17 protein-coding genes and 1 pseudogene are annotated in these 20,781 nt (G+C 68.3%); 12 read left to right on the top strand and 6 right to left on the bottom strand.

Annotation, left to right across the window (positions count from 1 at the left end):
- Window positions 1-17 precede the first annotated feature (17 nt).
- Complete coding sequence (locus C8N44_RS15905) at window positions 18-2,822, bottom strand: [protein-PII] uridylyltransferase (protein ID WP_107977765.1); 2,805 nt, start codon at window positions 2,820-2,822, stop codon at window positions 18-20.
- Window positions 2,782-3,966: a penicillin-binding protein activator gene (locus C8N44_RS15900; RefSeq protein ID WP_107977764.1), complete on the bottom strand. Its 1,185-nt coding sequence runs from the start codon at window positions 3,964-3,966 to the stop codon at window positions 2,782-2,784. Before C8N44_RS15900 ends, C8N44_RS15905 begins: the two co-directional genes overlap by 41 nt.
- 87 nt (window positions 3,967-4,053) lie before the next feature.
- Here C8N44_RS15900 and rsmI point away from each other — a divergent pair, with 87 nt between their 5' ends.
- The 4 genes from rsmI to C8N44_RS15880 all read left to right on the top strand — a co-directional run bounded on the left by rsmI (window position 4,054) and on the right by C8N44_RS15880 (window position 7,339).
- Entirely contained in the window at window positions 4,054-4,920 is an 867-nt protein-coding gene (gene rsmI, locus C8N44_RS15895) for a 16S rRNA (cytidine(1402)-2'-O)-methyltransferase (RefSeq protein WP_107977763.1), read from the top strand.
- 119 nt (window positions 4,921-5,039) lie between these two features.
- Window positions 5,040-5,432 carry a YraN family protein gene (locus C8N44_RS15890; RefSeq protein ID WP_244641106.1) on the top strand — a complete coding sequence of 131 codons (393 nt, stop codon included), beginning with the start codon at window positions 5,040-5,042 and terminating at the stop codon, window positions 5,430-5,432.
- A 60-nt stretch (window positions 5,433-5,492) separates the two neighbouring features.
- Window positions 5,493-6,428 carry a glutathione synthase gene (gene gshB / locus C8N44_RS15885; RefSeq protein WP_107977762.1) on the top strand — a complete coding sequence of 312 codons (936 nt, stop codon included), beginning with the start codon at window positions 5,493-5,495 and terminating at the stop codon, window positions 6,426-6,428.
- The gene (locus C8N44_RS15880; protein ID WP_107977761.1) at window positions 6,425-7,339 is read left to right on the top strand and encodes an alpha/beta hydrolase; all 915 of its coding nucleotides are present in this window, start codon (window positions 6,425-6,427) and stop codon (window positions 7,337-7,339) included. Before gshB ends, C8N44_RS15880 begins: the two co-directional genes overlap by 4 nt.
- On the opposite strand, the gene C8N44_RS15875 is transcribed toward C8N44_RS15880, so the two are convergent.
- Both C8N44_RS15875 and C8N44_RS15870 read right to left on the bottom strand, forming a co-directional pair.
- On the bottom strand, window positions 7,305-8,819 hold the full coding sequence (locus tag C8N44_RS15875) for a YifB family Mg chelatase-like AAA ATPase (protein WP_107977760.1): 1,515 nt from the start codon (window positions 8,817-8,819) through the stop codon (window positions 7,305-7,307). The two genes, C8N44_RS15880 and C8N44_RS15875, sit on opposite strands and share 35 nt — an antisense overlap.
- 72 nt (window positions 8,820-8,891) lie before the next feature.
- Window positions 8,892-9,770, bottom strand: a complete 879-nt coding sequence (locus C8N44_RS15870; protein ID WP_107977759.1) for a glutathione S-transferase — start codon at window positions 9,768-9,770, stop codon at window positions 8,892-8,894.
- 235 nt (window positions 9,771-10,005) lie between these two features.
- On the opposite strand from C8N44_RS15870, the gene C8N44_RS15865 reads away from it, so the two are divergent.
- Window positions 10,006-10,884, top strand: coding sequence for an RNA polymerase factor sigma-32 (locus C8N44_RS15865; RefSeq protein ID WP_107977758.1), 879 nt, complete (start codon window positions 10,006-10,008; stop codon window positions 10,882-10,884).
- Window positions 10,881-11,669: a ChaN family lipoprotein gene (locus C8N44_RS15860; protein WP_107977757.1), complete on the top strand. Its 789-nt coding sequence runs from the start codon at window positions 10,881-10,883 to the stop codon at window positions 11,667-11,669. Before C8N44_RS15865 ends, C8N44_RS15860 begins: the two co-directional genes overlap by 4 nt.
- 4 nt (window positions 11,670-11,673) lie before the next feature.
- On the opposite strand, the pseudogene C8N44_RS15855 reads toward C8N44_RS15860, so the two are convergent.
- Window positions 11,674-12,186, bottom strand: a pseudogene (locus C8N44_RS15855) (putative metalloprotease CJM1_0395 family protein); the annotation flags it as partial.
- A gap of 90 nt (window positions 12,187-12,276) precedes the next feature.
- On the opposite strand from C8N44_RS15855, the gene coaBC reads away from it, so the two are divergent.
- The 4 genes from coaBC (at window position 12,277) to C8N44_RS15835 (ending at window position 17,149) form a co-directional block, all read left to right on the top strand.
- On the top strand, window positions 12,277-13,476 hold the full coding sequence (gene coaBC / locus C8N44_RS15850; protein WP_107977755.1) for a bifunctional phosphopantothenoylcysteine decarboxylase/phosphopantothenate--cysteine ligase CoaBC: 1,200 nt from the start codon (window positions 12,277-12,279) through the stop codon (window positions 13,474-13,476).
- Window positions 13,477-13,558: 82 nt separating this feature from the next.
- Window positions 13,559-14,017 (top strand): dUTP diphosphatase, encoded by a 459-nt coding sequence (gene dut, locus C8N44_RS15845; RefSeq protein ID WP_244641105.1) that lies wholly within the window; start codon window positions 13,559-13,561, stop codon window positions 14,015-14,017.
- Window position 14,018: 1 nt separating this feature from the next.
- Complete coding sequence (locus tag C8N44_RS15840) at window positions 14,019-15,065, top strand: HesA/MoeB/ThiF family protein (RefSeq protein WP_107977753.1); 1,047 nt, start codon at window positions 14,019-14,021, stop codon at window positions 15,063-15,065.
- Between the two features lie 62 nt (window positions 15,066-15,127).
- Window positions 15,128-17,149, top strand: coding sequence for a M3 family metallopeptidase (locus C8N44_RS15835; RefSeq protein ID WP_107977752.1), 2,022 nt, complete (start codon window positions 15,128-15,130; stop codon window positions 17,147-17,149).
- 240 nt (window positions 17,150-17,389) lie between these two features.
- Here the strand turns inward: C8N44_RS15835 and C8N44_RS15830 are convergent, their stop codons facing one another.
- Window positions 17,390-18,382: a TraB/GumN family protein gene (locus C8N44_RS15830; RefSeq protein ID WP_107977751.1), complete on the bottom strand. Its 993-nt coding sequence runs from the start codon at window positions 18,380-18,382 to the stop codon at window positions 17,390-17,392.
- Window positions 18,383-18,670: 288 nt separating this feature from the next.
- Between C8N44_RS15830 and groES the strand changes: the two genes are divergently transcribed.
- Window positions 18,671-18,982, top strand: coding sequence for a co-chaperone GroES (gene groES, locus C8N44_RS15825; RefSeq protein ID WP_107977750.1), 312 nt, complete (start codon window positions 18,671-18,673; stop codon window positions 18,980-18,982).
- A 76-nt stretch (window positions 18,983-19,058) separates the two neighbouring features.
- Window positions 19,059-20,693, top strand: coding sequence for a chaperonin GroEL (gene groL, locus C8N44_RS15820; RefSeq protein ID WP_107977749.1), 1,635 nt, complete (start codon window positions 19,059-19,061; stop codon window positions 20,691-20,693).
- The last annotated feature ends 88 nt before the right edge of the window (window positions 20,694-20,781 follow it).

Below are 20,781 nucleotides of genomic sequence, written 5' to 3'. Positions count from 1 at the left end.
CCCGCTTGGAGCACTGCCTATGCGCGGGCGCGTTCGCTGCCCTCGTCGACGGCCTGGCGCAGCTTGCGCTCCACGAGCTGGCGCTTGACCTCGGAGTGGAGCTTCAGGCCGAACATGTCCTTCACGTAGAAGGTGTCGACCGCCTTTTCGCCATAGGTGGCCACCACCGCGAGCGAGATAGAGATGTTCAGGCCCGCCAGCGTGCGCGTCAGGTCGTAGAGCAGGCCCGGACGGTCGCGGGTATCGACCTCGATGATCGTGAAGATCTCGGACCCCTCGTTGTCGAAGGTGATCGAGGTCGGTACGCGGAAGGCGCGTTCACGCTTCTTGAGCTTTTCCTTCGGCGCGATGGCCTCGGCGGCCACCACCTCGCCCAGCAGGGTCTTGCGGATGGTTTCGCGCAGGCGCGGGATGCGGGCGCTGTCGTAGGGCGAGCCGTCGGAATCCTGCAGCCAGAAGGCGGCGGTGGCGTAGCCGTCCTTGGTGGTGAAGGTGCGCGCATCGACGACGTTGGCCCCGGCCAGCGCCAGGGCGCCCGCGAGCCGCGAGAAGATGCCCGGGTGATCCTGCAGGACGAAGCAGGCGCGGGTGGCATCGCGGTCCTCGTCGGGGTGGATGTCGATCTTGATCTCGTCGGGTTCGATGTCGCGCAGAAGGTGCGCGAAGACGACATGCGCGGTGACGTGCAGCCCCTGCCAGTAGGGTTCGTAGTGGCGCTGGGTCTCGGTGCGGACGGTCTTGCCATCCCAGTCCGAGAGGCGTTCGCGCAGGGCGAGCTTGGCCTCGGTGCCGCGGCGTTCGCGGTTGAGCGCCTCGAGCCCTTCCTCGAGCCCGCGGCGGGTCTGCCGGTAGAGCGCGCGCAGCAGCGCGGCCTTCCAGTTGTTCCAGACGCCGGGACCCACGCCGCGGATGTCGCAGACGGTGAGCACGCAGAGCAGGTCGAGCCGTTCGCGGGTTTGCACCGCCTTGGCGAAGTCGCGCACGGTGCGCGGGTCGGCGATGTCGCGCTTCTGGGCCATGTCGGACATAAGCAGGTGGTAGCGCACGAGCCATTCCACGGTGGCGCATTCGGTCTTGTTGAGGCCCAGACGCGGGCAGACCTTGCGGGCGATGCGCGCGCCGACGATGGAGTGATCCTCGTCCCGGCCCTTGCCGATGTCGTGCAGCAGCATGGCGACGTAGAGCACCTTGCGGTTCACGCCCTCCTTGAGGATCGTGGAGGCGACGGGCAGTTCCTCGACCAGGTGGCCGTTCTCGATCTCGGACAGGTGCCAGAGGCACTGAATGGTGTGCTCGTCCACCGTGTAGTGGTGGTACATGTTGAACTGCATCATCGCTACGATCGGCGCGAATTCGGGGATGAAGGCCGAGAGCACGCCGAGTTCGTTCATCCGCCGCAGGGCGCGTTCGGGATTGCCATGCTTGAGCAGCAGGTCGAGAAAGAGCTTGCGGGCCTCGGGGTTGCGGCGCATGTCCTCATCGATGCGCCAGAGGTTGGCCTTGACCAGACGCATGGCGTCGGAATGGATCAGCAGCCCGGTGCGCAGCGCCTCTTCGAAGATGCGCAGCAGGTTCAGCGGGTCCGACAGGAAGCAGTCCTCGTCCGCGACCGCGAGCCGGTTGTTCACGGTGGCGTAGCCGTCCTTCACCTTGGGCGCGCGCTTGAGCATCCGAAGCAGCAGTGGTGCGTCCTTGCGGTGTTCCGCCTCGAGCGAGGTGAGGAAGATGCGGGTCAGGTCACCCACGGCGGTGGCGTGGCGGAAGTAGTCCTGCATGAACCACTCGACCGCGCGACGCCCGCCCTTGTCGGCGTAGCCCATGCGTTCGGCCACCTCGACCTGCATGTCGAAGGTGAGCTGTTCCACCGCGCGGCCGGCGGCCAGGTGCAGGTGACAGCGAACGGCCCAGAGGAAGCGTTCGGCCTGCACGAAGGTCTCGTATTCCTCGGGGCGGAAAATGCCGAGGCGGACGAGCTCCGAGGTGTCGTCGGTGTGGTGGATGTACTTGGTGATCCAGAAGAGGGACTGCAGGTCGCGCAGGCCGCCCTTGCCCTCTTTCACGTTGGGTTCGACCATGTAGCGCTGGCCCTGCTTTTCGTGGCGGGCGTCGCGTTCGTCGAGCTTGGCGGTGATGAAGGCCTTTTCGGAGCCCTTGAAAAGCTCGTCCCAGAGGGCGGTGTCGAGTTCCTCCGCCAGCCGTCCGTCGCCGCTGAGGAAGCGGTTCTCGAGCATGGCTGTGCGGATGGTGAAGTCCTTGGCGCCGAGGCGGAGGCAGTCCTTCACGGTGCGCGAGGCATGGCCGACCTTAAGCTTGAGGTCCCACAGGATGTAGAGCATCGATTCGATGACACTCTCGGCCCAGGGGGTAATCTTGTAGGGCGTCAGGAACAACAGGTCGACGTCGGAATGCGGCGCCATCTCGCCCCGACCGTAGCCGCCCACGGCGAAGATCGCGAGGCGTTCGGATTCGGTGGGATTGGGCTTGGGATGCAGGCGGTGGCGAGCCACGTCGAAGACCGTCTCCACGATCCGGTCGGTGAGCCAGCAGTAGGCATGGCAGGCGCCGGGCGCGTCGAAGGGGCGCTCGGAGAGCGCCTGCGCGATGGTTTCGCGCCCGCTGTTGCGGGCGTCCTTCAACGCGGCAACGACGGCACTGCGCACGGCGTGTTCCTCGCGCAGGCCGTCGATTTCGTCGTCGATGCGCCCGTGCAGGGCGGTGATGTCGAGGATCTGCTCCGCCGGGAGGATCAGGTCCTCCGGCGGAGCGGCGGGGGCCGCCGGCTCAGAAGCCGGCGCCACCGAAGCCGGTTGGGGCAGGGTCAAGGATGGTCACCTGTCGGTTGCGGATGGTCGCCACGGCCAGCGCGCGCTGGTTGGTGCCGTCCGCCATGAGGCGGAAGCGGCCGCCGGTACCGTTGAAGCCGGCGGAGCGGGTCAGGGCGCTGCCGGAGAGCGAGGTACGGCGCTGGTCCTGCAGCAGTGTCGCCACGGCGCTGATGCCGTCGTAGCCGAGGCCGGCGAGCGGCCCGGGCGCGCTGCCGTAGCGCTCGCGGTAGCGGTTCTCGAAGGCGGTCTGCTGGCTGCGCGAGGGCATGGTGAAGAGGCCCCCCTCGATGCCGGGCAGGTTGAAGCCGTCAGGGCGCACGTCCCAGCGGGTGAGGCCCATGTACTGCACCGAGTCAGGCGAGATGCCATTCTCGGGCGCCATCTGGAAGACCTGCGCGAGGCCTGCTTCCCAGCCGTCGGTGAGGAAGAGCCCGTCGGCGTTGCCGCTTTCGACGACGGGAGCGATCCGGTCGAGCGCGGCGGTCAGGCTCTGGGTGTTGAGCTCGTAACCCTCGGAGGCGACGACTTGGGCGCCGCCGCGGACGGCGGCGGTCTGGATCGCGTTGCGGCCGACCTGGCCGGGCACGTCCGCGGTGTGCAGTACGGCGATGTTGCGCACGCCGTTCGAGACACCGTAGTCCACGAGGCGCTGGGCGATGTTGTCGAAGGTCCGGCCCAGCACGAAGAGGTTGCCGCCGGCGATCGAAGTGGTGTTCGAGAAGCTCAGGACATTGACTTCGGGCACGGCGCGGGCGACGGCATTCGAGGTCTCGCTGCGTAGCGGGCCGAGGACGATCTTGGCGCCGGCATCCACCGCTTCGCGGGCGCGGGCGGCGGCCTGGGCGGGCTGGCCGGCTGTGTCGTAGACGACCAGCTCGATGTCGGCGCCGGTTTCGGCCAGGGCCATGCGTGCCGCGTTCTCGAGCGACTGGGCGACGGGCCCGGCCTGCGGGTCCGACTGGGGCACGAGCAGGGCGACCTGGACGGTTTCACCCGGGCGGATGCCGGGGCCGTCGTTGCCCAGCGGGCCAGTTCCGAGCCCGGCGGGCAGGGTCGCGTCGCAGGCGGCGAGCCAGACCATGGCAAGAAGTGCCATGGCGCGGGCGGCTGCCTTGCGGAAGGGGGCGGTAGCGGCGAACATGGTGAGTAGAACTCCCTCGTCTTGCAGGCACCCGGAGGGGCCGGAGATGCCGGGAGAGCATAGACGAGCACAGAGAAGGGTCCAGTGATGATCGGTGAAAACGCGCAGGTTCCGCGGGGGCTGCACCTTGTCGCGGTGCCGATCGGCAACGCCCGGGACATCACGCTGAGGGCGCTGGACCTGCTGCGGGGGGCCGATGTGCTGGCCGCGGAGGACACGCGCAGCCTGCGCAAGCTCATGGAGATTCACGGTGTGCCGCTGGGCGAGCGGCAGGTGGTGGCCTACCACGAGCACAACGGTGACCGGGCGCGGCCGCGGCTTCTGGCGGCGCTCGAGGCGGGGCAGTCGGTGGTCTATGCCTCGGAGGCGGGCACGCCGCTGGTGTCGGACCCGGGGTTCGATCTGGTGCGCGCGGCGCGCGAGGCCGGCTACCCGGTGACCAGCGCGCCCGGCGCCTCGGCGGTGCTGACGGCGCTGACCGTGGCGGGGCTGCCCACGGACCGGTTCCTTTTTGCGGGCTTCCTGCCCAATGCCAAGGGCGCGCGGCGCAAGGCGCTGGGCGAACTGGCGGGCGTGCCGGCGACGCTTGTGCTCTACGAATCCCCCAAACGTGTGGCGGCGGCGCTGCGCGATGCTGCCGAGGTGATGGGCGGCGAGAGACCCGGTGCGCTCTGCCGGGAGCTGACCAAGAAGTTCGAGGAGGTGCTGACCGGGACGCTGGACGAACTGGCCGAGGCCGCCACGGAGCGAACCCTGAAGGGCGAGATGGTGCTGCTGATCGGGAAGGGGGATTCGGGGAATATTAGTGAAACGGATGTAGAACAGGCGGTGAAACTTGCGCTGGAGGACATGTCCGTGAGGGATGCCGCCGCCAGCGTGTCACGCGATCTCGGGCGGCCGAAGCGCGAGGTCTACCAGCTTGCCATGCGGCTTGCTTCGGAGGCGGAGGACTAGGGTTCGGTCCTGGGGCGCTTTCGGGGCGGTCGTGTCTGGAATTGAAGGGCGCGTGTGGATCCGCCGGGCTCTGGTGGACTTGACTGGGCTCACGCGGGCCTGCGGATGAGGAGGGATGGATGCCGTTTGACGTGATGCCGGATGCAGGCCGCCAGCTTCGTGGGCTGACCAGTTACCATGCAGGCTGCGCCGCCGAGGATGGCGTGGCTGCCGAATACGAGCGGCAGGGCTGCACCGTCCTGCGGCGGCGCTGGCGGGGCCGGGCGGGCGAAATCGACCTGATTGCGGAAAAGGACGGGGCGTTGATCTTTGTCGAGGTGAAGAAAAGCCGCAGTTTCGCAGCCGCGGCTGCTCGCATCACGACGCGGCAGGTCGGGCGCATCTTTGCCGCCGCGGAGGAATACGCCTTTGCCGGGCCGCGCGGGTCGCTCACCGATTTCCGCGTCGATCTTGCCCTGGTCGATGCCCACGGCTCGGTCGAGCTGCGCGAGAATGCCTTCGCCTGGATGTGACGGGATTGAACCTCCCCGGTGGCTGGGCCATGTAGATGGCGCGCAACCGGGAGGCCCGCGATGAAGATCGCCTTTCAGATGGACCCGATCGAGTCCGTCGATATCGACGCCGACACCACCTATCGCCTCGCCGAGGAGGCGCAGGCGCGGGGCCACGAGATCTACTACTACCCGCCCGACCACCTCGCCTACGAGGAGGGTCGCATCACCGCGCGGCTGCGCAAGATGGAGCTGCGCCGGGTGAAGGGCGATCACGTCACGCTTGGCGACTGGGAACACGCCGACCTTGCGGATTTCGACGTGGTCTGGCTGCGCCAGGATCCGCCCTTCGACATGCATTATATCACCACGACGCATCTTCTTGACCGGCTGGCGCCGGGCACGCTTGTGGTCAACGACCCCTTCTGGGTGCGGAATTACCCCGAGAAGCTGCTGGTGCTGGATTTTCCGGACCTGACGCCGCCCACGGCCATCGCGCGGGACCTTGCCACGCTGCGCGCCTTCCGCGAGCGCCATGGCGACATGATCGTCAAGCCGCTCTACGGCAACGGCGGGGCCGGGGTGTTCCGGCTGGGCGTGGGCGACGGCAACCTGAGTTCGCTCTACGAGATGTTCACCGGGTTTTCGCGCGAACCGCTGATCGTGCAGAAATACCTGCCGGCGGTGAGCAAGGGCGACAAGCGCATCATCCTTGTCGACGGCGAGGCGGTCGGCGCGATCAACCGCGTGCCCGCGAAGGGCGAGGTGCGGTCGAACATGCACGTGGGCGGTCGGCCCGAGAAGGTGGACCTGACCCCGCGCGATCACGAGATCTGTGAGGCGATCGGGCCGCTGCTGAAGGAGAAGGGGCAGGTTCTGGTTGGCATCGACGTGATCGGGGACTACCTGACCGAGATCAACGTGACCTCGCCCACCGGCATCCAGGAACTCGAGCGCTTCGACGGGATCAACGTCGCCGCCCGCATCTGGGAGGCGGTGGAAGCCCGCACGGGATGAGCCGGCGGCTCCATTTCTTCAACATGCTGCTGCGCCACACGGCGCGGCCCCGACTGGCACGAACCCCGACGCCTGAGGTGGCGGCGCGCGACATGGAGCGCGGCGCCCGATTTCTGTTTCGGCCGCCGCCCTTCCTGCGCCATGTCGTGCGGCCCGGAGGGATGCACTGGTTCTCTCAGGGGCCCTGCGCGCCGCGGCGCGTTATCCTTTGGTTTCACGGCGGCGGCTACGTGGCGGGCAGCCCGCGCACGCACCGTGCCATGCTGGGGCGCCTGTCGCGGCTGGCCGGGGTCGAGGTCTGCGCGCCGGACTACCGGCTTGCACAGGAGGCGCGGTTTCCGGCGGCGGTCGAGGATGCGCGCGCCGCCTGGGAGCGGCTGATGGCCGAGGGCTACCGGCCCGAAGACGTGGTGATCGGCGGGGATTCCGCGGGCGGCGGGCTTGCCGCCGGGTTGCTCGCGTGGCTTTGCCAGCGGGGCACACCGCCTGCGGGCGCGGTGCTTTTCTCGCCCTGGACAGATCTCACGCTGAGCGGCGCGTCCCTGACCGAGAACGCTGAGGCCGATGCGCTGCTGCCGGTGGGGCGCATCGGGGAGCTGGCGGAGATCTGGCTGGGCGAGGCCGATCCCGCCGATCCCCGCGCCTCGCCGCTTTGGGCGGATTTCCCCACCCCGCCGCCGGTCTTCATCGCCTGGTCGCAAACCGAGATCCTGCGCGATGATGCGGCGCGACTGGCGGACCGGCTGGAGCAGGCAGGCAGTGAAGTCCGGCGCATGGTGCACCCGGTGGCGCCGCACGTATGGCCTTATTTCCTGGGCTGGTTTCCCGAGGCGCGGCAGACCCTGCGCCGCGCGGCTGTCTTCGTGCGGGAATGCCTCAGGCCGGTTCCAGCGAAACCAGGCGGTAGCTGAGCGCCTCGGCCACGTCGGCGCGGCGCACGGTGTCGACACCTTCGAGGTCGGCGAGCGTGCGGGCCACGCGCAGCACCCGGTGATAGCCCCGCGCCGTGAGGCCGAAGCGGTCGGCGGCCTTGGCCAGCAATTCTTTCCCGGCGGCTTCGGGCGTCGCGATCTCTTCGAGCAAGCGGCCTTCGGCATCTGCGTTGGTGCGGCAGGTCGGCGCGTTGCGGAAGCGCGCGCTTTGCCGGTCGCGGGCCAGGGCCACGCGGGCGGCGACCTCGGCCGATCCTTCGGCGGCCGGGGGCAGGTCGAGATCGGTGAAGGCGACGGGCGGCACCTCGAGGCGCAGGTCGAAGCGGTCCATGAGAGGGCCCGAGATGCGGCCCATGTAATCGGCACCGCAATTGGGGGCTCGGTTGCAGGCGCGGGAGGCGTCCATGAGGTGGCCGCAGCGGCAGGGATTTGCGGCGGCCACCAGCAGGAAACGGCAGGGGTAGCTGACGTGGGCATTGGCGCGGGCCACCATGACCGTGCCGCTTTCGATGGGCTGGCGCAGGGTTTCCAGCACGGCGCGGGGAAATTCGGGCAGTTCGTCAAGGAAGAGCACGCCGTTGTGGGCGAGGCTGATCTCGCCTGGCCGGGCGGAGCGGCCGCCGCCGACGATGGCGGGCATGGAGGCCGTATGGTGCGGTTCGCGGAAGGGGCGCGTGCGCGAGATGCCGCCCTCGTCCAGCAGTCCGGCGAGCGAGTGGATCATCGAGGTTTCCAGCGCTTCGGACGGGGTGAGCGGCGGCAGCAGGCCGGGCATGCGGGCGGCGAGCATCGACTTGCCCGAGCCCGGCGAGCCCAGCATAAGCAGGTGGTGGCGCCCGGCGGCGGCTATTTCAAGGGCGCGCTTGGCTCGTTCCTGCCCCTTCACATCGCGCAGGTCGCGGCCCGAGGGATCCTCGTGCACCTCGCCGGGGCGGGCCGGTTCGATCACCGCCTGACCGGTGAAATGGCGCACCGCCTCCATGAGATCGCCCGCGCCGATGACGGGGCAGGCCTCGACCCAGGCGGCCTCGGCGCCGGAGGCGCGGGGGCAGACCAGCACCTTGCCCTCGGCGGCGGCGGTCATGGCGGCGGGCAGGGCGCCGATCACGGGTACGAGCGAGCCGTCGAGGGAGAGTTCGCCCAGGGAAACGGTCTGGGCGACGACCTCGTGCGGCAGGATTTCGAGCGCGGCCAGCAGGGCCATGGCGATGGGCAGGTCGAAGTGCGAGCCCTCCTTGGGCATGTCGGCGGGCGAGAGGTTTACCGTGATGCGCTTGGAGGGCAGTGCGATGGAGAGCGCGGTGAGGGCGGCGCGGACGCGATCGCGCGCCTCGGACACGGCCTTGTCGGGCAAGCCCACGATGGAAAAGGCGGGCGTGCCGGGCGAGAGCGCGCATTGCACCTCGACCGTGCGGGCCTCGACCCCCTCGAACGCGACCGTGTAGGCGTGTGAGACCATGCCACCCCTTTCCCTGAGCCCGATGGGCAGGGTGGGGGAGACATGGTTAGAAGTTGGTTAACGCGGGTGGGATCAGGCGGCGCGGTCGCTGTCGAGCCAGCCCGCCACCTGCGGCCAGGCATCGGGGTCGGCCACGGTCTTGTCCCGACATGTGGGGTTGCAGAAGCCGAAGATGCGGCTCTCGCATTCCATGAGATAGGTGGGGGACTTGCCGGAGTAGGGGCAGGCGTCGTTCTCGGGCGTGCCCTCCTCCACGGGGCGGGCCGGGCGCGGTGTCGGACCGGGCCAGGGGCGTTCGGGCAGGTCGAAGTGGTACCATGGCAGGTGCTGGCCCCGGACCAGCCCCATGGCGCGCCATCGGCGTAAGGCCGGGTCGGTCAGGTGGGCGGCGACGTAGTCATAGGCCGGCGTGGGCAGGGGCAGGTCGAATGTCGCAACGCGCGTGGCGACCGGTGCGAAGAAGGCGTCGGCGGCGGAGTATTCTCCGCAGAGCCAGGGGCCGCCCGATGCCTCGAGCGCGAAGGACCAGAGGTCGGCGATGCGCACGAGATCTGCGATGACGGCCTCCGAGGGAGTAAAGCCCTGGTAGGCGGCGCGCAGGTTCATGGGGCAGGCCTGGCGCAGGGCGGTGAATCCGGAGTGCATTTCGGCGGCGAGGCTGCGTGCGGTGGCGCGCAGGCCGGGGGCATCGGGCCAGAGGCCGGCCTCGGGGTGACGGGCGGCCAGTTCCTCGGCGATGGCGAGGCTGTCCCAAACCACCGTGCCCTCGGGCGCGATCCAGGTCGGGACGGTGCGGGCCGGGCGGACCTTCTGAAGTTGGGCGGCGACGCTGCTTTCCTTGAAGTCCAGTAGTCTGATTTCGGGGGACAGGCCGAATTTCTCGAAGAGCAGCCAGCCGCGCAGCGACCAGCTTGAATGGGCGTAATCGCCGATGATGAGCGTGCCGGTCATCCTGATTTCCTTCCGTCTGCGCAGGTTACGCCGTCCCAGATTAGTTGGTGCCGATGGATATGGGAAATTTCGAGATGTGAGGCGACTGTTAACGGATCGTGAACCGACATTGCGGATGCTCGCATCGCCCGGAAACTTTTTTGCAACCTGCAGTCATCCAGAAACGTTCTTGGCCCGTAAGACTAGGTGAAGGCCAACAGAGATTGCCGCACCGCGGCCGACCTGGGGAGCGACCATGGCACTCGACGCATTCAATGACCAAACCCTGTCCCGCCGCGCCATGAAGGCTGAACTGCTGGACGCTGAAACCGAACTGAAGCTGGCATACGCCTGGCGCGACGAGCGCGATGAACAGGCGCTTCACAGGCTGATCACCGCCTACATGCGGCTGGCCATTTCGATGGCCGCCAAGTTCAAGCGCTACGGCGCGCCGATGAACGATCTTATCCAGGAGGCCGGGCTTGGCCTGATGAAGGCCGCCGACAAGTTCGACCCCGACAGGGGCGTGCGGTTTTCGACCTACGCTGTCTGGTGGATCAAGGCGAGCATCCAGGATTACGTGATGCGCAACTGGTCGATGGTGCGGACCGGGTCTACGAGCAATCAGAAGTCACTGTTTTTCAACATGCGCCGCGTTCAGGCCCGGCTGGAACGCGAGGCGGCCTCGACTGGTGAGAGCCTCGACAAGCACCAGCTGCGCCAGATGATCGCCACCGAGATCGGCGTTCCGCTCACGGACGTGGAGATGATGGAAGGCCGGCTTTCGGGCTCCGATTATTCGCTGAACGCGACCCAATCGACCGAGGACGAGGGTCGCGAGTGGATCGAGGCGCTGGAAGACGAGGGCGATCAGGCCGCCCAGATCGTCGAGAACAGCCATGACACGCAGCAGCTACGTGATTGGCTGGTGTCGGCGATGGGCGCGCTGAACGAACGCGAGCGGTTCATCGTGCGCGAGCGAAAGCTACGCGAGGACGGGCGGACGCTGGAGTCGCTCGGCACGGAGCTGGGCCTGTCCAAGGAGCGTGTCCGGCAGCTCGAGGCGGCGGCCTTCACGAAGATGCGCAAGTCGCTTGAAAACCAGAGCGGCGAGGTGCGACACTTCCTCGCATGAGGCGCCTTATCTTCCTGCTTACCCTGTGGCCGGCCATTGCGTCGGCCGCTTTTGGTGAGGCCGATGTGCTGTTCCTTGGAGAGCAGCACGACAATCCCCACCATCACGCCCGTCAGGCCGAAATCGTCCGCGAGGTGGCGCCAGTGGCGCTTGTCTTCGAGATGCTGACGCCCGAGCAGGCTGAAAAGGTGACACCCGCGCTTGTCGGGGACGCCGATGCGCTTGGCGCGGCACTGGTGTGGAGCGACAGCGGCTGGCCGGACTTCGCGATGTATCATCCGATCTTCGCGGCGGCGCCAGAGGCCTCGGTTTACGGGGCCGCGGTGCCGCGGGATCTGGCGCGGCGGGCGATGGAGGCCGGGGCCGAGGGTGTCTTTGGCGAGGAAGCGGCCCGCTACGGTCTGACCGAGCCGCTGCCCGAAGATCAGCAGGCCAGTCGGGAAGAGATGCAGATGGCGGCGCATTGCGACGCTCTGCCGGTCGAGATGCTGCCGATGATGGTCGAGGTGCAGCGGCTGCGCGACGCGCGGCTGGCGCAGGCCGCGTTGCAGGCACTCGAGGACACCGGCGGGCCGGTGGTGGTCATCACCGGCAACGGTCATGCCCGCAAGGACTGGGGCGCGCCGGCGGCGCTGGCCCGTGTCGCGCCGGAGGTGACGGTGCACTCGCTGGGGCAGGGTGAGACGCCCACGGGGGCGCCCGAGGGTGGGTTCGACGCGGTCGAGATCACCGACCCGGTGGAGCGCGAGGACCCCTGCGCGGCTTTCGCCACGGAAGAGGGCTGATCCCCTAGAAGCGCAGGTCGACGGCGTTGCTGTCGCCGTGCCTTTCGGCGGCGCGTTCGGCGGCGAGATCGGCCTGCGCCCTTGCGCGGTTGGCATCGGCCAGGGCCGCGATCTTGCGGTCGGCGGAGGAGGGTTCCGCCGGGGCGAGGGCGGCAGCCTTGACGATTTCCATCTTGGCGATGGTGGCGGCGGGATCGCCCTCGATCGGGCTGGCGTCGATGGGCACCTCGCCGCCCACGGCATAGCGCCCGCCGTCGGGGCCGGCCTGGTAGGTGTAGCTCGGCTGGCCGGTGAAGGGGCGCCCCACCGCGGCATGCGCCTGTTCGTGGGTGCGCACCTCGCGGTCGCGGGCCTTGAGTTCGGTCACGACCTGCTGCTTTGCCTGTTCCTGCTGGGTCTCGACATCGCGCTCTGCCGCGGCGGCCTGGCGCGCGGCGATGACCGGGCCGATCATGGCCCAGGCGGCGCTGGTGCTGGCCTCGTCGACGAATTGCATGGCGGCTGTGCGACCCCGGGTGCTTTCCTTTTCCGAGCCTCAAAGGATAGGGTGCGCCTGCTAACGGCTTGTTAAGGTCGTAGGCGGATCACGGGATCGGGACGGCAAGTGATGCTCACGGGGAAGCGCATTCTTCTCATCATCGGCGGGGGAATCGCCGCCTACAAGGTGCCGGAACTGATCCGGTTGCTGCGCAAGGACGGTGCGGCGGTGACGCCCGTGATGACCGCGGCGGCGGGAGAGTTCGTGACGCCGCTGACGGTGGCGTCGCTGGCCGGAGAGAAGGTCTATACCGAGCTTTTCGATCTCACCGACGAATCCGAGATGGGGCACATCCAGCTGTCGCGCGTGGCGGACCTGGTGCTGGTGGCGCCGGTGACCGCGAACCTCATGGCGAAGATGGCGAACGGGCAGGCCGACGACCTGCCCTCGACCCTGTTGATGGCCACGGACACGCCGGTGATGATCGCGCCGGCCATGAACGTGCGCATGTGGGAGAACCCCGCGACGCGGCGCAACCTTGCGCTGCTGCAGGGCGACGGCGTGCGCGTGGTCGGCCCGAACGAGGGCGACATGGCCTGCGGCGAATACGGGCCCGGGCGCATGAGCGAGCCTTTCGAGATTGTCGCGGCGGTGGAGGCGGCGCTGTCGTCGGGGCCGCTGAGCGGGCGGCGGGTCGTGGTGACCTCTGGGCCGACGCACGAGCCGATTGATCCGGTGCGCTACATCGCCAATCGGTCGTCGGGCGCGCAGGGCAGCGCGATCGCGGCGGCGCTGCGGGATCTGGGCGCCGAGGTGGTCTTTGTCACCGGCCCGGCCGAGACGCCGCGGCCGACGGGCGTCGAGGTGATTGAGGTCGAGACGGCGCGCGAGATGCGCGATGCGGTGAAGGCGGCGCTGCCCGCCGATGCCGGGGTCTTTGCCGCCGCCGTGGCGGACTGGCACGTGGAGGGCGCGAGCGCGTCGAAGATCAAGAAGGGGCCCGACGGGGCGCCCGCGCTGCGTTTCTCCGAGAACCCGGACATCCTGGCGGAAGTCTCGCAGATGGGCGCGGGGCGGCCCACGCTTTTGGTGGGTTTTGCCGCCGAGACGGACGACGTGATTGCCCATGCCACCGCCAAGCGGGCGCGGAAGCGCTGCGACTGGATCGTGGCCAATGACGTGTCGCCCGCCACGGGGATCATGGGCGGGACCGAAAACGCGGTGACGCTGATTTCCGGCGACGGGCAGGAAGAATGGCCGCGCGCGGGCAAGGTGGAGGTGGCGCGCCGGCTGGCCGACCGGATCGCGGCGGCGTTGGGCCGCGCCTGAAGGCGGCCCCGGGGCGCCCACCCACCCACCCCGCTTCCGGGTCCGCCTTCAGGCGCGGGTCGAACTTATGAGGAAGATCGAGATGAGTGACGTGACGGTGCTGTTCAGCTTCGACGAGGGTGCCGATGAGACGCTGGGGCTGCCGAGTTACGAGACCGGGGGGGCGGCCGGGGCAGACCTGCGGGCGAGTTTTCCCGACCGGCGTTCCGTGACGCTGGCACCCGGCGAACGGGCACTGGTGCCCACGGGGCTGCGGCTGGCGATCCCCGAGGGCTACGAGGTGCAGCTGCGCCCGCGATCCGGGCTGGCGCTGAAGCACGGGATCACGCTGCCCAACAGCCCCGCCACCATCGACGCGGATTATCGCGGGCCTTTGGGCGTGATCGTGATGAACGCCGGGCAGGAGGTGTTCACGGTGTCGCACGGCGACAGGATCGCGCAGATGGTTGTCGCGCCGGTCATTCGGGCCAGTTTCCGGTTGGCACCGGACCTTGGAGCCACCGCGCGGGGCGTGGGCGGGTTCGGCTCGACGGGGGTCTGACATGCTGCTCGTGCTGGCGCTGGCTGCGGCGCTCTGGGGGATCGGCCGGTTGATGGGCGCACCGCGCGTGGCGCGGGGCTACATGATCGGGTTGCTCTACGTGGGCGTGTTGATGGTGCATCTCGTGCTGCCGGAAGGGCACCCGCTGCGGGTCGCCACGGGGGACAGCGCGGCGCTTTGGCTGGTCCTTGGCGGCTTCGTGGCGCTCGGGGTCGGCTACGCCTGGGTGCTGCGGCGCGTGAAGGGGCGGGCCGAGGCGGTGGAGGCTGAACGTGCGCCGGTTCAGAGTAGCGAGACCTACGACGAGGGAGAGCTGGATCGCTATGCCCGCCACATCGTGCTGCGCGAGTTGGGCGGGCCCGGGCAGACGCGGCTCAAGAAGGCGCGCGTGCTGGTGGTGGGGGCCGGGGGCCTCGGCTCGCCCGCGCTGCTGTACCTGGCCGGGGCGGGCGTGGGCACCATCGGGGTGATCGACGACGACGTGGTGAGCGTGACGAACCTGCAGCGGCAGGTGATCCACCGCGATGCCGACATCGACATGCCCAAGGTGTTTTCGGCGCAGAAGGCCATGCTGGCGCTCAACCCGCATGTGACGGTGAAGCCCTACAAGCGGAAGCTGACCGCGGAGATCGCGGGCGATCTGCTGGCAGACTATGACCTCGTGCTCGACGGGACCGACAATTTCGAGACGCGGTATCTGGTGAACCGTGCCGCCGTTGCGAGGGGAATACCGCTGGTCTCGGGCGCGCTGAGCCAGTGGGAAGGGCAGCTTTCGGTCTTCGACCCGGCCCATGGGGCGCCCTGTTATGCCTGCCTCTTTCCGCAGGCGCCCGCCGCCGGGCTGGCACCCAGCTGTGCCGAGGCGGGCGTGCTGGGGCCGCTTCCGGGGATCGTGGGCGCGATGATGGCGGCTGAAGCGGTGAAGGTCATCGCCGGGGCGGGCCAGCCGCTGCGGGGCGAGATGTTGATCCATGACGCGCTCTGGGGCGAGACCCGCAAGATCACCCTGACGCGGCGCGAGGGCTGTCCGGTCTGCGGCGGGGTCTGACGACCCGTTGCGGCGGCGGGGTCGCGGACATAGCTTTGGTGCAACGCATCAAGGAGAGCCGCATGACCAACCCGCTTCTGGCAGACTGGACCACGGAATTCGAGCTGCCGCCCTTCGCCGAGTTCTCCGACGCCGATTTCGCGCCCGCCTTCGAGGAGGCGCTGACCGCGCATGAGGCCGAGATCGCGGCGATCGCGGACAACCCCGAGCCGCCGACCTTCGAGAACACCATCCTGGCGCTGGAAGGCGCGGGCAGGCAGCTTGACCGCGTGCTGGGCGTCTTCTTCAACCTCGCGGGCAGCGACAGCAACGACGCGCGGCAGGCGCTGCAGCGGGAGTTCTCGCCCAAGCTCGCCGCGCACAGCTCGGCCATCTATGCCAACAAGGCCTTGTATGAGCGTGTGCAGGCGGTCTGGAATGCGCGCGCGGATCTTGACCTGAGCGAGGCGGAGCAGCGGCTGCTGTATCTCACGCATCGCGGCTTTGTCCGTGCCGGTGCGGCGCTCGAGGGCGACGATGCGGAACGGATGAAGGAGGTTAAGTCGCGCCTCGCCGTGCTCGGGACCGAGTTCACGCAGAACCTGCTCAAGGACGAAAGCGGCTGGTCCATGGTGCTGGCGGAGGCCGACCTCGAAGGCCTGCCGCAGTTCGCCGTGGACAACGCGCGCGCCGCCGGTGAAGCGGCGGGCGAGGAAGCGCCGGTCATCACCCTGTCGCGGTCGCTGATCGTGCCCTTCCTGCAGTTCTCGCCCCGGCGCGACCTGCGCGAAAAGGCCTGGCGCGCCTGGACGAGCCGTGGCGCCAACGGCGGCGAGACGGACAACCGGGGTATCGCCGCCGAGATCCTGAAGCTGCGAGAGACGCGGGCCAACCTGCTCGGCTACCCCGATTTCGCGCATTACAAGCTCGAACCCGAGATGGCGGGCACGCCTGACAGGGTGCGCGACCTTCTGATGGCGGTCTGGGGGCCGGCGAGGGCGCAGGCCGAGGCGGATGCCGCCGAGATGGAGGAGATGCTGCGCGCCGACGGGATCGCGGGGCCGCTGGAGCCCTGGGACTGGCGCTACTACGCCGAGAAGCGGCGGCAGAGGCTGCATGACCTCGATGAATCCGAGCTGAAGCCCTACCTGCAGCTCGACCGGATGATCGAGGCCGCCTTTGCCTGCGCCAACCGGCTGTTCGGGATCGAGGCGCGGGAGTTGGACGTGCCGCTCTATCACCCCGATTGCCGCGCCTGGGAGGTGACGCGGAACGGCGAGCACCTGGGCGTCTTCATCGGGGACTACTTCGCGCGGTCGTCGAAGCGGTCGGGGGCCTGGTGTTCGGCTTTCCGGATGCAGGCGAAGCGGCCCGAGCCGCGCACGCCGATTGTCGTGAACGTCTGCAACTTTGCCAAGCCGTCGGCCGGGAAACCGGCGCTGCTGAGCTACGATGACGCGCGGACGTTGTTCCACGAGTTCGGGCACGCGCTGCACCAGCTTCTGTCGGACGTGGAGTTCGGGTCGGTCGCGGGGACCAGCGTGGCGCGGGACTTCGTGGAGCTGCCGAGCCAGCTTTACGAGCACTGGCTGGAGGTGCCGGAGGTGCTGGCGGAGTTCGCCACCCACGCCGAGACCGGCGAGGCGATGCCCGAGGCGCTGCTGAACAAGGTTCTGGCTGCGGCGACCTTCGACATGGGCTTCCAGACGGTGGAATACGTGGCCTCGGCGCTGGTGGATCTGGAGTTCCACTCAGGGACTGCCCCGGCCGATCCGATGCAGAAGCAGGCCGAGATCCTCGAGGGGATCGGCATGCCGCGGGCGATCGCCATGCGGCACGCGACGCCGCATTTCGCCCACGTCTTTGCCGGGGACGGCTACAGCTCGGGCTACTACAGCTACATGTGGTCCGAGGTGATGGATGCCGACGCCTTTGCCGCTTTCGAGGAGGCGGGCGGGGCCTTCGATCCGGAGGTCGCGAAGAAGCTGGAGGGCTTCATCCTGTCGCGCGGCGGCTCCGAGGAGGCGGAGGATCTTTACCTGAAATTCCGCGGGAAGATGCCCGGGGTGGAGGCGCTTCTGAAGGGGCGCGGATTGGCCGCCTGAGAGGTGTCCCGGGGTCTACCCCCTCCCTAGCCCTCCCCCTGGCCGGGGGAGGGGATGTGTTGCGCTGATCGTCAGGGCTTCTCGCCGATCTGCCTCCGCCCCTCACCCTAACCCTCTCCCCCGAGGGGAGAGGGGACCTGTTGGGCAGGTGGCGGGTGTCGGTCTCTGTAAAGGTGACCCCCTCCCTGACCCTGCCTCGGGCAGGGGGAGGGGATATGTTGCGCGTCTTGCGGTTGGGGCTCAGAACCTCTGCCGTTCCAGCGTCCAGCCGGCCTCGTCCAGCAGATTCAGAACGCCCGCCTCGCCGTGCAGGTGGGCGGCGCCGAAGGCGGCGAGGACGGGGGCGTCGGTTGCGGCGGCGGCCTCTTCGATGCGGGGGATCCAGGCGCGGTTGCGGGCGTCGAGCAGGGCCTCGGTCAGGGTGGCGAAGGCGGCCTCGGCGGCCTCGCCCTCGAGCACGCCGGTGCGGGGCGCGAGGATCTCGTTCACGATCCAGCCGGCGGCGTGGTCCTCGTCGAAGTAGGCGGCCAGCAGCGTGGCGAGCTGGTCCTCGGAGGTGCCGGCATCGGTCAGCGAGGTCAGCATCATGTCGAGCTGCGCCGCGCGCGGCACGCGGTCGAAGGCGCGGAAGGCGGTGTCGTAGGGCTCGAGCGCGCGCAGGGGCGTGCCGGCCTCGCGGGCCATGGACTCGATCTGCGCGTCGAAGCCGTTCTGTTCGGCGAGCTCGGCTTTCAGGCAGGGCGGGAAGGACAGCAGCATCGCCACGTACCACGGCCGGAAGCGCGCGACCATGAAGGGTGGCAGGCCGCGGGCGCGGGCGGCGTCGGACAGGCGCTGCCAGTCGTCCTCTTCCATGAGCTCGGGCAGAGTGGTGTCGTCGAGCACCAGCAGTGTGGGGTCGGACTGCATGGCGCGCATGAGATCCGCGCGCTCGGTTTCCGTCATCTCGAGCAGGACAAGGCCCGCGTCGCGGACCAGCGGGCGCAGCCGCGCGGCGGGTCCGGCCAGGCGCGGGTCGTCGAGATGCACGGTGCCAAGGATCTCGATCACGTCACCGCCGCGGGTGGCGCGCCAGCGGTTTCCCGCCGGGTAGGGCGTGGCCGCGACCGCGACGGCGAGCGTCTGCCGTTCGGTGGCGGTGAGCGTGGAACGCAGGTCGCGACCCTCGCAGGCGGCCTGCGCCATCGTGGCAAGGCCGGCGAGGGCAAGGCAGGCAAGCAGGGTCCGGATCATGCGCGCTCCTGTTCGGGGTGTGTTCTTGTCAAGGGAATATGTTTCCCGGTCAAGGGGTTGCGAGCGTGAGGTCGGACCACGACATCTTGCGCAGAAAGGCCACGGAAGGCGCTGCAGTGCGGCGCCGGCCAGCCGGGTTCCGGCCCGGATGAAATTTTCACGAGGCCGTGTTGACAGCGCCGCATCACCTGCCTAAATCCGGCCTGTTAGCACTCGCCTCGACGGAGTGATAACGCCTCCCGCTCGGCGGGGGGTAGGGAGAAACTTTGAGCTAGGAGAGACTCGAAGATGGCATTCAAACCGCTTCATGACCGCGTGCTCGTCCGCCGTGTGGAAAGCGATGACAAGACCAAGGGTGGTCTGATCATTCCCGACAGCGCCAAGGAAAAGCCTGCCGAAGGCCTCGTGGTCGCCTGCGGTGAAGGCGCCCGCAAGGACAACGGCGAACTGATCGCCATGGCCGTGAAAGAGGGCGACAAGGTCCTGTTCGGCAAGTGGTCGGGCACCGAGGTCCAGATCGACGGTGAAGACCTGCTGATCATGAAGGAATCGGACATCCTCGGCATCATCGCGGATGCCGCCGAAGCCAAGGCCGCCTGAGCGGCCCTGTGATCCTGCGGGTGCGTGAGCGCACCCGAGACGCAAGACGAAACAAGATATTCAGGAGAACGCTTCAATGGCAAAAGACGTCAAGTTCGATACCGACGCCCGGTCGCGCATGGTGCGCGGCGTCAACATCCTCGCCGATGCCGTGAAGGTCACGCTGGGTCCCAAGGGCCGCAACGTGGTGCTGGACAAGAGCTTCGGCGCGCCCCGCATCACCAAGGACGGTGTCTCTGTCGCCAAGGAAATCGAACTGGAAGACAAGTTCGAGAACATGGGCGCACAGATGGTGAAGGAAGTCGCTTCCCGCACCAACGACGAAGCCGGTGACGGCACCACCACCGCGACGGTCCTGGCCCAGGCCATCGTCAAGGACGGCTTCAAGTCGGTTGCCGCCGGCATGAACCCGATGGATCTCAAGCGCGGCATCGATCTCGCAACCGCGAAGGTCGTCGAGCACATCCGCTCGCAGTCCCGCAAGGTCGAGAACTCCGACGAGGTCGCACAGGTCGGCACCATCTCCGCCAACGGCGAAGAGTCGATCGGCACCATGATCGCGAACGCGATGCAGAAGGTCGGCAACGAGGGTGTCATCACCGTCGAAGAGAACAAGGGCATGGAGACCGAGGTCGAGGTCGTCGAAGGCATGCAGTTCGACCGCGGCTACCTGTCGCCCTACTTCGTGACCAACTCCGAGAAGATGGTTGCCGAGCTGGACGACTGCCTCATCCTGCTGCACGAGAAGAAGCTCTCCTCGCTGCAGCCGATGGTTCCGCTGCTCGAGCAGGTGATCCAGTCGCAGAAGCCGCTGCTGATCATTGCCGAGGACGTCGAAGGCGAAGCGCTGGCCACCCTCGTGGTGAACAAGCTGCGCGGCGGCCTGAAGATCGCAGCCGTCAAGGCACCGGGCTTCGGCGATCGCCGCAAGGCCATGCTGCAGGACATCGCGATCCTGACCGGCGGCCAGGTGATCTCGGAAGATCTCGGCATGAAGCTCGAGAATGTCACCATGGACATGCTCGGCTCGGCCAAGACGGTGAACATCTCCAAGGATGAGACCACCATCGTCGACGGCGCAGGCGACAAGGATGAGATCGAGGCACGCGTCAGCCAGATCCGCGGCCAGATCGAGGAGACTACCTCGGACTACGACCGCGAGAAGCTGCAGGAGCGTGTTGCCAAGCTCGCAGGCGGCGTGGCCGTGATCCGCGTCGGCGGCATGACCGAAGTGGAAGTGAAAGAGCGCAAGGACCGCGTCGATGACGCGCTCAACGCAACCCGTGCCGCCGTTCAGGAAGGCATCGTGGTCGGCGGCGGCGTGTCGCTGGTGCAGGGTGCCAAGGCACTCGAGGGCGTCACCGGCGCCAACAGCGACCAGAACGCGGGTATCGCCATCGTGCGCCGCGCGCTGGAAGCTCCGCTGCGCCAGATCGCCGAGAACGCCGGCGTCGACGGCTCGGTCGTGGCAGGCAAGATCCGCGAAAGCTCGGACGTCAAGTTCGGCTACAACGCGCAGACCGACGAATATGGCGACATGTTCAAGTTCGGCGTGATCGACCCGGCCAAGGTTGTCCGCACCGCGCTGGAAGACGCAGCCTCGGTCGCAGGCCTGCTGGTCACCACCGAAGCCATGGTTGCCGACCTTCCCCAGAAGGATGGCGGCGCACCCGCAGGTGGCGGCATGCCCGACATGGGCGGCATGATGTAATCATCGGCAGATCCTGCCGGAGATACGGAAAGGCCCCGCGCAAGCGGGGCCTTTTTGCGTTCGGGGAAGGCCGATCCGTCCCCGGACA

The sequence above is a fragment of the Allosediminivita pacifica genome, assembly GCF_003054175.1.
In the GTDB taxonomy this organism is placed as follows: domain Bacteria; phylum Pseudomonadota; class Alphaproteobacteria; order Rhodobacterales; family Rhodobacteraceae; genus Allosediminivita; species Allosediminivita pacifica.
Note: the sequence above shows the minus strand (reverse complement) of the source record. Positions and strands in the feature narration are given on the sequence as shown.

Bases quoted from the DNA above. Each gene is read 5' to 3' on its own strand.
- C8N44_RS15830 (WP_107977751.1), bottom strand. From the start codon at position 18,382: ATGATCCGGACCCTGCTTGCCTGCCTTGCCCTCGCCGGCCTTGCCACG.
- C8N44_RS15860 (WP_107977757.1), top strand. From the start codon at position 10,881: ATGAGGCGCCTTATCTTCCTGCTTACCCTGTGGCCGGCCATTGCGTCG.
- gshB (WP_107977762.1), top strand. From the start codon at position 5,493: ATGAAGATCGCCTTTCAGATGGACCCGATCGAGTCCGTCGATATCGAC.
- coaBC (WP_107977755.1), top strand. From the start codon at position 12,277: ATGCTCACGGGGAAGCGCATTCTTCTCATCATCGGCGGGGGAATCGCC.
- groL (WP_107977749.1), top strand. From the start codon at position 19,059: ATGGCAAAAGACGTCAAGTTCGATACCGACGCCCGGTCGCGCATGGTG.
- C8N44_RS15890 (WP_244641106.1), top strand. From the start codon at position 5,040: ATGCCGTTTGACGTGATGCCGGATGCAGGCCGCCAGCTTCGTGGGCTG.
- C8N44_RS15880 (WP_107977761.1), top strand. From the start codon at position 6,425: ATGAGCCGGCGGCTCCATTTCTTCAACATGCTGCTGCGCCACACGGCG.
- C8N44_RS15840 (WP_107977753.1), top strand. From the start codon at position 14,019: ATGCTGCTCGTGCTGGCGCTGGCTGCGGCGCTCTGGGGGATCGGCCGG.
- C8N44_RS15900 (WP_107977764.1), bottom strand. From the start codon at position 3,966: ATGTTCGCCGCTACCGCCCCCTTCCGCAAGGCAGCCGCCCGCGCCATG.
- rsmI (WP_107977763.1), top strand. From the start codon at position 4,054: ATGATCGGTGAAAACGCGCAGGTTCCGCGGGGGCTGCACCTTGTCGCG.
- dut (WP_244641105.1), top strand. From the start codon at position 13,559: ATGAGTGACGTGACGGTGCTGTTCAGCTTCGACGAGGGTGCCGATGAG.
- C8N44_RS15865 (WP_107977758.1), top strand. From the start codon at position 10,006: ATGGCACTCGACGCATTCAATGACCAAACCCTGTCCCGCCGCGCCATG.
- C8N44_RS15870 (WP_107977759.1), bottom strand. From the start codon at position 9,770: ATGACCGGCACGCTCATCATCGGCGATTACGCCCATTCAAGCTGGTCG.
- groES (WP_107977750.1), top strand. From the start codon at position 18,671: ATGGCATTCAAACCGCTTCATGACCGCGTGCTCGTCCGCCGTGTGGAA.
- C8N44_RS15875 (WP_107977760.1), bottom strand. From the start codon at position 8,819: ATGGTCTCACACGCCTACACGGTCGCGTTCGAGGGGGTCGAGGCCCGC.
- C8N44_RS15835 (WP_107977752.1), top strand. From the start codon at position 15,128: ATGACCAACCCGCTTCTGGCAGACTGGACCACGGAATTCGAGCTGCCG.